Raw genomic sequence first — 13,391 nt, 5'->3', positions numbered from 1 at the left:
AAGTTTGTTGCTGGTTCAAGCTGGCAAATCATGTAAAAATGATAGACTCATCAACGCTTTCGCTGTTCAGTTTTCAAAGAGCATTTTTACAACAACCTCTTCATTATATCAGGTTGTCCGAGTCGTGTCAACCCTTTTTTCACTTGGTTAACGGCGACTTCTTTAATCTATCACATCCCCCACCAAAAAAGCAAGACTTTTTTTAGGGGAATGTCATCCCTGTATCGAAAAGAAGAACAGTTATTAATGTACCACTTCATATTGTTTCATGCAAGTAAAAAATAAAAGCCGTTTGAACATCATTCAAACGGCTTTGTTACCATTAGTCACGCGCACGCATATGTGGGAACAGCAATACGTCACGAATAGATGGCGAGTTGGTCAACAGCATGACCAGGCGGTCGATTCCGATTCCCAAACCACCTGTTGGCGGCATACCGTACTCAAGCGCTTCAATGAAATCGTCATCCATTTCATGCGCTTCGTCGTTCCCTGCCGCTTTTTCCAGCAGTTGCGCTTCAAAGCGTTCGCGCTGGTCAATCGGATCATTCAGCTCTGTAAATGCATTGGCATGCTCGCGAGCTACGATAAACAACTCAAAGCGGTCGGTGAAGCGAGGATCTTCCTCGTTCTTTTTCGCCAGCGGAGAAATCGCCACAGGGTGACCATAGACAAACGTAGGCTGAATCAACGTATGCTCCAGCTTTTGCTCGAAGAATTCGTTCACAACGTGTCCAAAGGTATGATGAGGCTCCACTGCGACTCCGTGCTCTTTTGCCAGCGCACGCGCTTCATCGTCGCTCATTTCCTTCCAGAAATCTACGCCGAGAATTTCCTTAATCAGGTCAACCATGTGCACACGACGCCATTTTGGTGTCAAATCAATCTCGTTGCCTTGGTATTCGATCTTCGTGGTACCCAGTACTTCCTGCGCGATATGGGCAATCATCTCTTCTGTCAGCGTCATGATGTCTTGATAATCGGCGTACGCCTGGTACAGCTCAATCATCGTGAACTCCGGATTGTGCCGTGTAGAAATCCCTTCGTTCCGGTATACGCGGCCGATTTCATATACCTTTTCCAGTCCGCCCACAATCAGACGCTTCAAATGCAATTCAATTGCAATACGCATGTACAACTGCATGTCCAACGCATTGTGGTGCGTAATGAACGGACGCGCGGAAGCACCGCCGGCAATCGCATGCAGTGTCGGCGTCTCCACTTCCAGAAAACCGAGGTTGTCCAAATAACGGCGCATCGAAGTCAAAATGCGGCTACGCGTAATAAACGTATCGCGCACCTCCGGATTCACGATCAAGTCCACATAGCGCTTGCGATAGCGTGTCTCGATGTCTTTCAAGCCGTGGTACTTCTCCGGAAGCGGGCGCAACGACTTGGTAAGGTAGGTAAACTCTTTTGCTTTGACGCTGAGTTCGCCTGTTTTTGTTTTGAAAACAACGCCGCGAATGCCGATCAAATCACCAATATCGCTGATCTCGAATACTTTGTGCGCCTCTTCGCCAATGGTGTCTTGACGCACGTAGATTTGAATTTGGCCGGTACGGTCCAACAGTTGGGCGAAGCTCGCCTTCCCCATCGCCCGTTTTGCCATCAGACGGCCTGCGATCGTCACGACATGCTCTTCTGCTTCCAGTTCTTCTTTGGTCTTGTCGCCAAATGCTTTGACAATATCAGCAGCGTGATGGGTTTGCTCGAACTTTTTACCGAACGGATCAAAGCCCCACGCGCGAATTTGATCCATTTTGTCGTGACGCACTTGAAGAAGCTCGTGCAGCCCTTCCTGCTGCGCTTCTTTCTGTAGGTCTTGCTCGTTTGCCATTTTGCTCACTCCTCTAAAAAATGCCTGATTTAACAATATTGTACAAAAACGATCAAATAGTGATACGGCGTACCTCGTGAGAAGGTACGCCATGGATAAACTGCTTACAGGTTAATGTCGAGAATCTCGTACTGAATGACGCCTGCAGGTACGTGAACGTCTACAATCGCGCCTTTGCTCTTGCCCAGAAGCGCTTGGCCTACAGGAGACTCGTTGGAAATTTTGTTGTTCATCGGATCGGATTCGGCAGAGCCTACAATGGTGTAATCGACGATATCACCAAACTCCAGATCTTTCAGCTTTACTCGCGATCCTACGCTGACGACGCCAGTATCCACATCTTCATTGGTAATGATCGTGGCCTTGCGCAGCATTTTTTCCAGCGTCAGAATGCGGCCTTCAATGAACGCCTGCTCATTCTTTGCTTCTTCGTATTCAGAGTTCTCACTGATATCTCCAAAGCTGATCGCTTCTTTAATCCTTGCTGCTACTTCCTTGCGTTTAACCGTTTTCAAATCTTCAAGCTCTTGCTCCAGTTTTGTCAAACCTTCTGGTGTCAGGAAAACTTCTTTTTCAGACATGGTTCAATTCCCCCGTTTTAAAAAATGATTCCATTTGCACTGGGTAAAGTACAAAGGATTATATGTAGTTGTTCTATACAATATACAGCAGAACACAACCAACTGTGAGGGTTCAAAGGTAAAGCTGCCAGAGTGGACTGGCAGCTTGGCTCCCAATATTACGGAGTATTATAGGATATGAAGGAACCCTTGTCAATGTCTGGAACACACAACCATTTTAGTAGCTGACTGCTTCGTCATGTGCCGATTCCAGCGGCTCTTCCATGTCGCCTGCGTGATTTTCGAACCAATCGACATAGTCCGTCAATACCCGACGAAGCTCTTCTTCCGTCTCCACGGCATTCACCAGGTTTTTCGTATGAGTCGAGCCTCGCAGTCCCTTCAAATACCACGCAGCGTGCTTGCGCATTTCCAGCACGCCTACACGCGGACCCTTCAGCGCAATCAGACGCTCGGCGTGCAGCAAACAGATGTTGATCTTTTCGCGGACGGAAGGCTCGGGTGCCAGCTCGCCAGTCGTCAGGTATTGGATCGTCCGGTACAGCATCCACGGGTTGCCGAGGGCGGCACGTCCAATCATAACCCCGTCGCAGCCTGTCATATCGAGCATGCGTCTGGCATCTTCCGGTGTCGCGACGTCACCATTGCCAATGACCGGAATCGAAACGGCTTCCTTCACGCGTCCAATCCAGCTCCAGTCCGCACGACCCTTGTACATTTGCACCCGCGTGCGCCCATGGACCGCGATGGCCTGGCCGCCTGCCCGCTCAACAGCCTTAGCGTTTTCCACCGCGTACAAATGCTCCTCGTCCCAGCCCAGACGCATTTTCACCGTAACCGGCTTCTCCACTGCATCCACTACGGCAGCGACAACCTCGTAAATTTTATTGGGATCGAGCAGCAGGCGGGCACCTGCGTCACAGCTCGTAATTTTCGGAACTGGACATCCCATGTTAATGTCGATAATGTCTGCGTTCGTATGCTGATCTACATACTTCGCCGCTTCTACCAACGTCTCCTTATCGCCGCCGAAAATTTGCAGGCTCAGCGGCTTCTCCCGCTCGTCGACATACAGCATATCGAGCGTCTTCTTGTTGCCGTGGACGATTCCTTTGTCGCTGACCATTTCAGCGCATACCAGGCCCGTTCCGAACTCCTTGGCAATCAAACGAAAAGCAGGGTTGCACACACCTGCCATTGGGGCGAGAACGACGTTGTTTTTCAGTTCAATGTTACCGATTTTCATCTATTTCGACCTCCTTATTCCCGATACGCGGGTGATTGGAGAGGAGAGACCCATCCAAACGACTTATCCTTTATTTATAGCACATAATTCTTCATAGTCGACCTGTAAAGTGCTGGCGATCTTGCGCAGTACCGGCTCTGTCGGTATACGGGTTCCCCGCTCCAGCGATCCGACAAACGACAATGATACTCCCAGTTTTTCCGAAAGCGATTGCTGTGTATACCCTTTTAGCTTCCGGAAGGATCGGATCCGATTTCCCAGTTGATTGCTCCCCACTCTCGTACCCCCTTTTGATCTTCTGCCAATAAGGAAAGATAATGGTCAATAGTTTGGTTGTGACCGGGCAAAACCCCGCCCTCCCAAATATCGCGCAATGGAACAAGCACAAAAGCCCGCTGGCTAAGACCCGGGTGCGGAATGACGAGATGCTCCAGCGACACACAGGATGTACCGTACAAAAGAAGATCAATGTCTATGGTACGCGGTCCCCAGCGAACGGTGCGAATGCGGCCCAGCTCCCGCTCCACTGACAAAGCGGCTTCCAGAAGCTGCTCCGGAGAAAGGTCTGTTTCCACCGAGACGGCCATGTTCAAAAACGCTGCTTGCTCGACGTAACCAAACGGCTCGGTTTCGTACACAGACGATGCGCGCAGAACGCGAATCCCTGTGAGCGCATCGAGCCTCCGGATCGCCTGGCGCAGATTCTCTTCCCGATTGCCCTGATTCGAGCCAAGCCCCAGATACGCTATTGCTGTCATGAAGCAAAATCCTCTCTTTTGCGCGTCATCTCAATGGCGACAGACTCATAGTGTCCGTTGATCGGCGGGTTGGGCTTGGTCACCTTCACTTTGACTTCCTGCAGCGGAAATTGCGTCAAAAGCTGTTCGGCGATGACGGACGTCAGCTTTTCCACCAGATTGAACCGCTCACCCTCGACAATCTTTTGCACACAAGTAAATATATCGGCGTAATTGACGGTGTGTTGCAGTTCATCGCTTGCGCCTGCCTGCGACAAGTCGGCAGAAAGCTCCAGATCGACGAAAAAACGCTGACCCAGCTCCGCCTCTGCTCCAAACACGCCATGGTAGCCGTAAAACGACATGCCGTTGAAATAAATTTTATCCAACGTCAAATGCCTCCCTTCAGCATCGCGTCCATCATCTTCGTAACTCGCTTCATCTCTTTGACATCGTGTACCCGAACCATGTGGCAGCCTTTGGCCACACCGAGCGCAACCGTCGCTGCGGTCCCTTCCACCCGCTCGTCCACGGGAAGGTCGAGGACGTGACCAATCATCCGTTTGCGCGAAGTTGCGAGCAATACCGGGTACCCGAGGGCGACGAGATCGTCGAGTCTGCGCATCGTTTCGAGATTTTGCTCGACCGTTTTGACAAAGCCGATCCCCGGATCGAGAATAATCTGATCCTCGCGCACACCCGCTTGCAGGGCAATCTGCACCGACTCGCGCAAATCTCTGACAAAATCGGAATAAAAGTCCCGGTAGTCGGTGTCTGTACGGTTATGCATCAAAATGATCGGCACCCCGCGCCGCGCTGCCACCTCCGCCATGCGCGGATCGCGCTTTGCTCCCCAGACATCATTGATGATATGCGCCCCGGCATCCAGCGCCCGCTCCGCTACTGCGGCTTTGTACGTGTCGATGGACAGCGGAACGGAAAGCTCCGCCGACAAGCGGCGAATCACTGGCAGCACCCTGTCCAGCTCTTCTGCCTCTCCGACCGGCTCCGCTCCCGGACGCGTAGACTCGCCCCCGATGTCAATGATGTCGGCCCCTGCTTCGACCATCGCGCGCGCCTGGGCCAAAGCGTGGTCAAGGTCCATAAAACGGCCCCCGTCGGAAAAGGAATCCGGCGTCACATTGAGAATGCCCATCACCAACGTCCGCTCGCCAAGCGGAAGCGTATAACAGCCGCAATCCAGCCCCCGTCTGGCCCGCAGCCGCGCAGGCATCGCCAACGTCTCCCGCACCTCTGCGGCCATGGCTGCAAGCTCTCCGTCCCGCTGCTCCAACCGGGACAGCGCCTGGTCCAGCTGCTTTGGACCCGCAAGCAAAAGCATTCGCTTTTGGTCGGTTGCACCCGGCTGCTCGGACACAACGGCCTCGGCCCCGACCGAGAGCATGTCCAGCCGCGCTTGTTCGGCGTCGGCTTCATTCAGGTTTTCCACGTGGATGATGAGGCCCGCTCTCCACTCAGCCAATTGCTTGGCCCTATCGCCAAAAATCCCTCTGTGGGCAAGCTCGGCCAACATTTCGTCAACGGTTGCCGCATGGATTCGAAATGGATTGTACTTCATGGACCTACTCCCTTTTTCCGTCTTCGCATGTTGATTAGTAGCATACCATAATTTACATTCCGGTCGCTACAGACTGACGATAGGCCAGGTGCAGTTCGCGCGTGTATTTTCCGTAGGCCGAAGAGACTAGCTGCCCGTCTATCTCTATTACCGGAACGATTTCCTGCACAGAGTTGGTCGTGAATACTTCATCCGCGGCAAGCAAGTCTTCCAGCCGATACCGTCCTTCGACAGTCGGGATCGCCAGCTGCTCGGCCAATCGCAAAACATGGCGGCGAGTCACCCCGTCGAGAATGCCCGTATCGAGCGACGGGGTGAACAGATGCCCGGCCTTGACCCAGAACAAATTGCTGACGATGCCTTCCGCCAGAAAGCCGTCGTGCGTCAAAAACAGCCCTTCCGTATCCGTGCGCGCACCCAGTTCCTGGCGAGCCAGCGCATTGTTGAGGTAGTTATGCGATTTAAACCGCTGATGTCCTTCCGCCGTCTGCCTCGCTAACGCTAAAGTCTGCAACCGCTTGGGTTGGGGCGGAAATGCAAGCGGCGCAACCGGCTTGGCAAATACAAATAGCGACGGACGCTCGTAGCCGCCTGTCACCAAGCCCACTCCTTCCGGTCCGGCGGTAACGCTGAGGCGGACATACGCATCCCGCAGTTCATTGGCCTCAACCGTTTGCAGAATCGCGTCCGCCAGCTCCGCTTTTGACCATATGGGTTGAATCTGCAACGCCAAAAGCCCGGAATGAAGCCGGGAAAAATGGTCGTCCCACAAAAACAGTTGACGGTCGTAAACGCGCATCGTCTCAAACAGACCGATGCCGTACAAAAAACCGTGATCCAAAACCGACACGCTCGCCTCTTGCGCCAGACGGATTGTCCCATTTACATAAACGTACATGATTGCCCTCTCCCGCTACCATTATCGAGAGCATCATACCACATTTTCCGACTTTCACCACCTGGCAAGTAGCGGCTTACCGGGTGCACCCGCAAAGAAAAAACCGCCCGAATCCAAACGGCCCCCCCACTTGTTAGACACAGCTAACGAGGGGAGGTGCCGTTTCAAACGGGCGGTTTTTGTCCTCTATCAAAAATTATCCTGTCGTATTTCGCGCGTAGGTGGTGAGGAAATTTTGCAAAAGCTGCTTGCCGTACTCCGTAATGATCGATTCAGGGTGGAACTGCACACCTTCAATCGGATACTCGCGATGGCGAATCGCCATGATTTCCCCTTCAGCCGTCCGGGCCGTAATCTCCAGCTCACGCGGAATGGAGGCTTCCTCCACGATCAAGGAGTGATAGCGTGCCGCTGTGAACGGGGAAGGAATATCCCGGAAAATCGTTTGGCCGTCGTGAAAGACCGGAGACGTTTTTCCGTGCATCAATCGCTCGGCGCGAATGACTTTTGCCCCGAACACCTGGCCGATCGACTGGTGTCCCAGGCACACGCCCAGAATCGGAATGTTTCCGGCAAAATGGCGAATGGCCTCCATGCTGATCCCCGCTTCGTTCGGCGTGCAAGGACCAGGCGACACCATCAAATAATCAGGGGCCAGCCGCTCGATTTCTTCCAGCGTGATTTTGTCGTTGCGGTATACTTGCAGTTCCTCGCCCAGCTCGCCGACATACTGCACCAGGTTGTACGTAAAGGAATCGTAGTTGTCAATCATCAAAATCATCTTACACTCATCTCCTCTCAACTCATCGTTCTCTGCTCGCTAATCTCTAGTGCCTTCCATAACGCCTCTGCCTTTTTCAGCGACTCGGCGTACTCTGCCTCCGGGACAGAGTCAATCACGATGCCTGCCCCTGCCTGCACGTGAGCCATCCCGTCCTTGACGACCATGGTCCGGATTGCGATATTGACCTCGACATCCCCGTTAAAGCCAAACCAGCCGATTGATCCCGTGTACACCCCGCGCTTGACCGGCTCCAGCTCCTCGATAATTTCCATCGTCCGCACTTTGGGCGCTCCTGTAATCGTACCGCCAGGAAAAGTTGCGGCCACGGCGTCGAAAGCATCCTTGCCCTCTGCCAGCTCTCCTTTTACGTGGGAGACGATATGCATGACGTGGGAGTATTTCTCCACGACCATGAACTCGCTGACCTCCACGCTGCCAAAACGGCAGACACGCCCCAAGTCGTTGCGCTCCAGGTCTACCAGCATGACGTGTTCGGCGCGTTCCTTTTCATTGTCGATCAACTCGCGGACCAAAGCTTCGTCCTGTTCGTCCGTTTGCCCGCGCGGACGAGTGCCTGCGATCGGCCGTGTGTGAACCTCGCCGCCTTTTACTTTGACCAACAACTCCGGGGAAGCGCTGACCAGCTGGAATTCCGGAAAGCTGAGGTAGCCCATGTACGGGGACGGATTCAGCTTGCGCAGTACCTTGTACACATCGGGAGCGGTCACCTGGATCGGTTTGCTTTGCCGCACGGACAGGTTCACCTGAAAAACGTCGCCCTGTGCAATGTACTCCTGCACCCGGCGCACGGCGTCCTCGAACTGGTCTTTGGCGAACGATACAGACGCTGGCGTCATCTGCACCAGCGGTCTTTTGCGCAGCGCGTCCCAGTCCACCGCATCAGCTTCGGCCACGAGCTTTTCCAATGACGCCAGCCGTTTTTCCAGGCGTTCTGCGGCTTGTCGATACGTCTCTTCGCTCAACTCTTTGGCAGACAAATGAGTCAGACACACGATCTCCCGCGTCTGATGATCGAAGACAACAAGGTCTTGCATTATCATAACATACAGGTCTGGCAACTGTAAGTCGTCCGTCGCGATCTGGGGCAGGGTCGGCTCAAAAAAGCGATTCATATCATAGCTGAGATAGCCTACAGCTCCGCCGGAAAAATCAGGCATATCTGGAATGACTGGCGTGCGATAGCGGGCAAGCAGCTTGCGCAAGGCAGCAAGCGGTTGGTCCGCCTCCACATTCTCTACCTGCTGGTCGGGATAGACCACGATGGTTTCGCCCCGCTGACTGCGCAAGGTAGCCACCGGCTGGTAGGCCAAAAACGTGTACCTTCCCACCCGGCCGCTTTCCAACAAGACAGCCTCCTGCATGGAAGGCTGCAACGTGGTCAGCACCTGCCACGGATCGATTTCGGAAGACCATTTGCCGCGAAGAGCAAGCGGAATCATTGGATAGGTCAAAGCGTACGTCTGGCATTCTGCAAAGGTAGGGAACATCAATTTCGCTTCACGCTCCGGTTTTTTCACTATTTATCCGTTCATTATATAGTCGTCCCATGCCAAAAGAAAGACCACGCCGCCAAAATGGCAGAACGTGGTCTCCTGGATTTTTTGTCAATCAGTCCTCGAATTGGTAGAGCGGAGTAGACAGGTAGCGTTCGCCGTTGGATGGGATAACGGCGATGACTTTTTTGCCTTTGCCCAGCTTGGCAGCGACCTGCAGCGCAGCATGGACCGCCGCCCCTGAAGAAATGCCGCCCAAAATGCCCTCCTGACGGGCAACACGACGCGCGGTTTCAAAAGCTTCTTCGTTTTCTACCTTGATGATTTCATCGTAAATTTGCGTATCGAGGATTTCCGGAACAAAGCCTGCTCCGATTCCCTGGATTTTATGCGGACCTGGTTTGCCGCCGGACAACACGGGAGATGCTGCCGGCTCAACCGCTACGATGTGCACGTTCGGATAGTGCTCGCGCAGTACTTGACCGACCCCTGTGATCGTTCCGCCTGTTCCGATTCCGGAAACAAAAGCGTCCACGCCACCGATTTCCTTTGCTTGCTCCAGCAGTTCACGCGCTGTCGTATCGCGGTGGACGGCTGGGTTCGCCTTGTTTTTGAATTGTTGCGGGATGAAGTAGGTGTTGTCTTCCTTCGCAAGCTCTTCCGCTTTGCGAATGGCCCCGCCCATTCCCTCTGCTCCCGGGGTGAGAACCAGTTCGGCGCCGTATGCGCGAAGCAGGTTGCGACGCTCGATACTCATCGTCTCCGGCATGACCAGGATAGCGCGATAGCCTTTGGCAGCAGCCACCATCGCAAGCCCGATCCCCGTATTTCCGCTCGTCGGTTCAATAATCGTGTATCCCGGCTTCAGGCTGCCGTCTGCTTCGGCTGCCTCGATCATCGCCAGCGCGATCCGGTCCTTTACGCTGCTTCCCGGGTTGAAAAACTCAAGCTTCAGGTAAATGTCTGCACTGTCTTCGGTGACAACACGATTCAGCTTTACAAGCGGAGTAAATCCAATCAATTCGGTAATGGAATTCGCCACGCGCATATGTCCTGCCCCCTTATTTTTTATAGCCGAGTAAATCGCTAGGATTTGTTGTCATAATTATATCAACGGTTGCCTAATTGGTCAATGAGGCATTTGCCCAGAAATCTGAACCCCTACCGATTCGCGCAACCGCGCAAGGACAGTATCGAGTGACTCTACTTGCGCAAAAGCAATTTCCCGGCGCAATTCCTCTTTTACCTCTTCAAACGACCTCTGTGCAGCCTCCCTGCTTTGCTCCAGATGATAGATCACATAGGTGTCGTCTACCTTGACCGGTTCACTGTTTTCCTTTGGCTTCAGCTTTTCAATCGCGTCCCACGCTTCGTCAGGCAACCGATGGTCACGCAAGGAAACCCAGCCGAGGTCTCCGCCAATAGCCGCCGTTCGGCTGTCAATAGAGCGTTCTTTGGCGAGCGTCTGGAAGTTGGCGCCTTGCTTTAATTCCGCCATAACCTGCTCGGCCTCTTTTGTCGATGCGACCGCAATTTGCCGCAACCTTACCTGCATCGGCCGCGAATAGCGATCTGCCCTGCTTTCATATACTTTTAACACTTCGTCGTCACTAACGGAGATATCTTTGGTCGCCAACATTTGCAGCAAAATTTGATAGGTGATTTCCCGCTTCAAGGCATCGACACTCGTTCCTGCCTGCTTTTGCAGCGCCTCTTGAAACTCGCTGTCTGTCCGGCTGCCATAGCTGTCCCGAATCTGCGCCAGTTCCTGTTCGACCTGTTTCGGATCGGCGCTGATTCCCAGCCGTTTTGCCTCCTGGAAAACAACCTCCCGATTCACCAGGTCGTCGAGCACCTGCTTCCCGAATTTTTGCTTGAGCGCGGATACATACTCGGCTTCGCTAATCGTGACATCCCCTACGATAGCCGCAGGCTGCAGCTTGCCTGACGACTGGTACCACGACCAGGTCACGACAAGCAGCAGCAAAACAAGCGCCCCGATGAATGCCCACAACCCTTTTTCCTTGGTCATGCCATCCTCTCCCTTAGCAGACGCCACGCGGCTTTTCCTACATGTCTTTCATGATGTCTTCCAGCGCGGTTCTGTCAAAATGATATCGTTCGTTGCAAAAATGACAGTGAACTTCCGCTTCGCCCTGCTCCGCAAGAAGACTCTCCATCTCTTCGCGTCCCATGCTAATCAGAGCCTGAATGACTTTGTCCTCGTTGCATTTGCAGTTGAATTGAACGTCTGTGCGGCTCAGGTACTTCGGATCGTCCAGGACACGCGCCAAAATCTCCTCCGGCGTCAGCCCCTCGCCAATCATGCGGGAGACTTGCGGGAGCTGCCCCAGCCGCTCTTCGATTTTCGCCACAACCTCTTCCGGCGTATCCGGCAAAAGCTGGAGAATGAACCCGCCGGCCGCCAAAACAGAGCGATCTTCCGGATTGACCAGCACGCCTACCCCTACGGCCGACGGCGTTTGCTCCGACGTCACGAAATAGTACGTGATGTCCTCGCCAATTTCGCCGGAAATGATCGGCGAGCTGCCCTGGTACGGCTCTTTCAATCCCAGATCCTTCGTCACGTACACGAAACCGTCCGTCCCGACTGCGCGCGCAACGTCCAGCTTGCCTTTTTCATTCAGTTCAAAATGAACATGCGGGTTGGTCGCGTAGGCAATCCCGTCTCCGTCGGCGTTGGCCTCCGCCACGATCTGACCGATCGGCCCTCCCCCTTTTATTTTGACAGAGAGGCTTTCGTTTCCTTTCAGCATGGCGCCCATCATCAGCGTTGCCGTCAATGTGCGACCTGTTGCCGCGGTTGCCGTATTCCACATGTCGTGGCGACGGCGCATTTCTTCTACAATCCCTGTGGTGCGCGCGGCAAAAGCACGCACGTGTCCGTTAAATCCGGTTGCTCTTATCAAATAATCGCTCATCTGGCGATCCTCCTTCTTCCATCGAAAAATCAAACTGCCTTTATCAGTTTACCACAAGAAGACAAGCGTACGCGCCTTCCGCTGTCTCAACCGACACTTGCAGCTGCCAGGCAAAAAACCCCCTCCGGGAAAGAGGGGGCTGGTGAAGCTATCAGGTCAAATAGTCTTTCAATACTTTCGACGCTTTTTGCGTGCGCAATCGATCAATCGTTGTCGCTTCAATCTGGCGGATTCGCTCGCGGGTCAGACCGAACATTTTGCCCACTTCCTCCAGCGTGTACACATGATCGTCGTAGAGACCGTACCGCATGGAGATAATCTCCTGAGCGCGGGGACTGAGCCGTTCCAATGCCGACTGCATTTGCGCGCGCAAGTCCACCTTTTCGATCCAGTCGTCCAGCGAGGACACGCCATCCTCCATGATCTCGGCATAGCTGAGACATTCATCGTCATGCTCTGCCTGCCATTTTTCGCTGTCCAGCTCGGCATCAATCGACTCCATTTTCATCATCAGAGCCTGCTCAATCGCATCGACCTTTTCCAACGGAATGTCCAGCAGTCCCGCAATCTCGTGCCGATCCGGCGTACGATTCAGCGCGTGAATCAGATGCAGGACTTGTTTTTGATAGTGGCGAATCTGCTCATGCATATGGACAGGAATGCGGATCAGGGTCCCTTTGTCGTTGATCGCGCGGGTGATCGCCTGGGAAATCCACCAATGCGAGTAATGATAGAGACGGACGCCGCGTCCCACATCGAATTTGTCTATGGCGGTAAATAAACCAATCGTGCCTTCCTGAACCAGATCCAGAAACGGCATGCCTCTTTTCAAATGGCGCAAGGCTGTACTGACAACATAGCGCAAATACGCGCGCACAATCGTTTCACGTGCCTCCATATCGCCGTGCTGCTGATAGCGAATCAGGCAAGCCAACTCTTCTTCTTTGTCCAACATGGGTGTTGCAGCGACGCTTTCCAAAAACAGCAAGGCCGAGGTGTCCGATCGAAGCGATCTGGGCACGACGATTCCCAGCTGTCTTTCTACTTCCCGCCAGCGACGGGGAGTGGAATGGAATGAGGACGTACTCAAAGTCATATGCAACCCTCACTTCTCTGGAATGGGAGTTCACGATGAAGGTAGGTGAGTTACGAAGTTGTTTACAGTAACCGTATTTCGACAAAACTTGTTTGATTCCTGCCCGTTTACAGAATATTAACAGTTCTCATGGAAATCATTGCTGACAGATCTCCTTGATTGTAAAGCGCAATG

At 53.4% G+C, this 13,391-nt stretch carries 14 protein-coding genes; all 14 read right to left on the bottom strand.

Going from position 1 to position 13,391, the window contains the following annotated elements; all coding sequences use genetic code 11:
• Positions 1–322: 322 nt before the first annotated feature.
• The 14 genes from lysS to ACTHO6_RS19495 all read right to left on the bottom strand — a co-directional run bounded on the left by lysS (position 323) and on the right by ACTHO6_RS19495 (position 13,217).
• The gene (lysS, locus tag ACTHO6_RS19560; protein ID WP_440243340.1) at positions 323–1,840 is read right to left on the bottom strand and encodes a lysine--tRNA ligase; all 1,518 of its coding nucleotides are present in this window, start codon (positions 1,838–1,840) and stop codon (positions 323–325) included.
• Between the two features lie 104 nt (positions 1,841–1,944).
• Positions 1,945–2,421 (bottom strand): transcription elongation factor GreA, encoded by a 477-nt coding sequence (greA, locus tag ACTHO6_RS19555; protein WP_440243339.1) that lies wholly within the window; start codon positions 2,419–2,421, stop codon positions 1,945–1,947.
• A gap of 217 nt (positions 2,422–2,638) precedes the next feature.
• The gene (gene dusB, locus ACTHO6_RS19550; protein ID WP_440243338.1) at positions 2,639–3,667 is read right to left on the bottom strand and encodes a tRNA dihydrouridine synthase DusB; all 1,029 of its coding nucleotides are present in this window, start codon (positions 3,665–3,667) and stop codon (positions 2,639–2,641) included.
• Positions 3,668–3,730: 63 nt separating this feature from the next.
• Entirely contained in the window at positions 3,731–3,943 is a 213-nt protein-coding gene (locus ACTHO6_RS19545) for a helix-turn-helix domain-containing protein (RefSeq protein ID WP_440243337.1), read from the bottom strand.
• On the bottom strand, positions 3,895–4,425 hold the full coding sequence (gene folK / locus ACTHO6_RS19540) for a 2-amino-4-hydroxy-6-hydroxymethyldihydropteridine diphosphokinase (protein WP_440243336.1): 531 nt from the start codon (positions 4,423–4,425) through the stop codon (positions 3,895–3,897). Before folK ends, ACTHO6_RS19545 begins: the two co-directional genes overlap by 49 nt.
• Positions 4,422–4,793 carry a dihydroneopterin aldolase gene (gene folB / locus ACTHO6_RS19535; protein WP_440243335.1) on the bottom strand — a complete coding sequence of 124 codons (372 nt, stop codon included), beginning with the start codon at positions 4,791–4,793 and terminating at the stop codon, positions 4,422–4,424. Before folB ends, folK begins: the two co-directional genes overlap by 4 nt.
• A 2-nt stretch (positions 4,794–4,795) precedes the next feature.
• Positions 4,796–5,983, bottom strand: coding sequence for a dihydropteroate synthase (gene folP / locus ACTHO6_RS19530; RefSeq protein ID WP_440243334.1), 1,188 nt, complete (start codon positions 5,981–5,983; stop codon positions 4,796–4,798).
• A 52-nt stretch (positions 5,984–6,035) separates the two neighbouring features.
• Entirely contained in the window at positions 6,036–6,881 is an 846-nt protein-coding gene (gene pabC, locus ACTHO6_RS19525; protein ID WP_440243333.1) for an aminodeoxychorismate lyase, read from the bottom strand.
• A 196-nt stretch (positions 6,882–7,077) separates the two neighbouring features.
• On the bottom strand, positions 7,078–7,662 hold the full coding sequence (gene pabA, locus ACTHO6_RS19520) for an aminodeoxychorismate/anthranilate synthase component II (RefSeq protein WP_440243332.1): 585 nt from the start codon (positions 7,660–7,662) through the stop codon (positions 7,078–7,080).
• A 17-nt stretch (positions 7,663–7,679) separates the two neighbouring features.
• A complete protein-coding gene (gene trpE, locus ACTHO6_RS19515) occupies positions 7,680–9,173 on the bottom strand; it encodes an anthranilate synthase component I (RefSeq protein WP_440243345.1) in 1,494 nt (497 codons plus the stop codon).
• 121 nt (positions 9,174–9,294) lie between these two features.
• Positions 9,295–10,227, bottom strand: a complete 933-nt coding sequence (cysK, locus tag ACTHO6_RS19510) for a cysteine synthase A (RefSeq protein ID WP_440243331.1) — start codon at positions 10,225–10,227, stop codon at positions 9,295–9,297.
• Between the two features lie 81 nt (positions 10,228–10,308).
• On the bottom strand, positions 10,309–11,211 hold the full coding sequence (locus tag ACTHO6_RS19505) for a peptidyl-prolyl cis-trans isomerase (RefSeq protein ID WP_440243330.1): 903 nt from the start codon (positions 11,209–11,211) through the stop codon (positions 10,309–10,311).
• A 37-nt stretch (positions 11,212–11,248) separates the two neighbouring features.
• Entirely contained in the window at positions 11,249–12,121 is an 873-nt protein-coding gene (gene hslO, locus ACTHO6_RS19500; protein ID WP_440243329.1) for an Hsp33 family molecular chaperone HslO, read from the bottom strand.
• A 151-nt stretch (positions 12,122–12,272) separates the two neighbouring features.
• Positions 12,273–13,217, bottom strand: a complete 945-nt coding sequence (locus tag ACTHO6_RS19495; RefSeq protein WP_440243327.1) for a sigma-70 family RNA polymerase sigma factor — start codon at positions 13,215–13,217, stop codon at positions 12,273–12,275.
• Between the last annotated feature and the right edge of the window lie 174 nt (positions 13,218–13,391).

The organism is Brevibacillus sp. SAFN-007a (assembly GCF_051967035.1).
GTDB lineage: Bacteria > Bacillota > Bacilli > Brevibacillales > Brevibacillaceae > Brevibacillus.
Note: the sequence above shows the minus strand (reverse complement) of the source record. Positions and strands in the feature narration are given on the sequence as shown.

What these genes read in the sequence shown, in the direction of transcription:
- pabA (WP_440243332.1), bottom strand. Translation starts at nt 7,662, where the DNA reads ATGATTTTGATGATTGACAACTACGATTCCTTTACGTACAACCTGGTG.
- ACTHO6_RS19505 (WP_440243330.1), bottom strand. Translation starts at nt 11,211, where the DNA reads ATGACCAAGGAAAAAGGGTTGTGGGCATTCATCGGGGCGCTTGTTTTG.
- hslO (WP_440243329.1), bottom strand. Translation starts at nt 12,121, where the DNA reads ATGAGCGATTATTTGATAAGAGCAACCGGATTTAACGGACACGTGCGT.
- trpE (WP_440243345.1), bottom strand. Translation starts at nt 9,173, where the DNA reads ATGTTCCCTACCTTTGCAGAATGCCAGACGTACGCTTTGACCTATCCA.
- dusB (WP_440243338.1), bottom strand. Translation starts at nt 3,667, where the DNA reads ATGAAAATCGGTAACATTGAACTGAAAAACAACGTCGTTCTCGCCCCA.
- folK (WP_440243336.1), bottom strand. Translation starts at nt 4,425, where the DNA reads ATGACAGCAATAGCGTATCTGGGGCTTGGCTCGAATCAGGGCAATCGG.
- folP (WP_440243334.1), bottom strand. Translation starts at nt 5,983, where the DNA reads ATGAAGTACAATCCATTTCGAATCCATGCGGCAACCGTTGACGAAATG.
- pabC (WP_440243333.1), bottom strand. Translation starts at nt 6,881, where the DNA reads ATGTACGTTTATGTAAATGGGACAATCCGTCTGGCGCAAGAGGCGAGC.
- cysK (WP_440243331.1), bottom strand. Translation starts at nt 10,227, where the DNA reads ATGCGCGTGGCGAATTCCATTACCGAATTGATTGGATTTACTCCGCTT.
- ACTHO6_RS19495 (WP_440243327.1), bottom strand. Translation starts at nt 13,217, where the DNA reads ATGACTTTGAGTACGTCCTCATTCCATTCCACTCCCCGTCGCTGGCGG.
- greA (WP_440243339.1), bottom strand. Translation starts at nt 2,421, where the DNA reads ATGTCTGAAAAAGAAGTTTTCCTGACACCAGAAGGTTTGACAAAACTG.
- lysS (WP_440243340.1), bottom strand. Translation starts at nt 1,840, where the DNA reads ATGGCAAACGAGCAAGACCTACAGAAAGAAGCGCAGCAGGAAGGGCTG.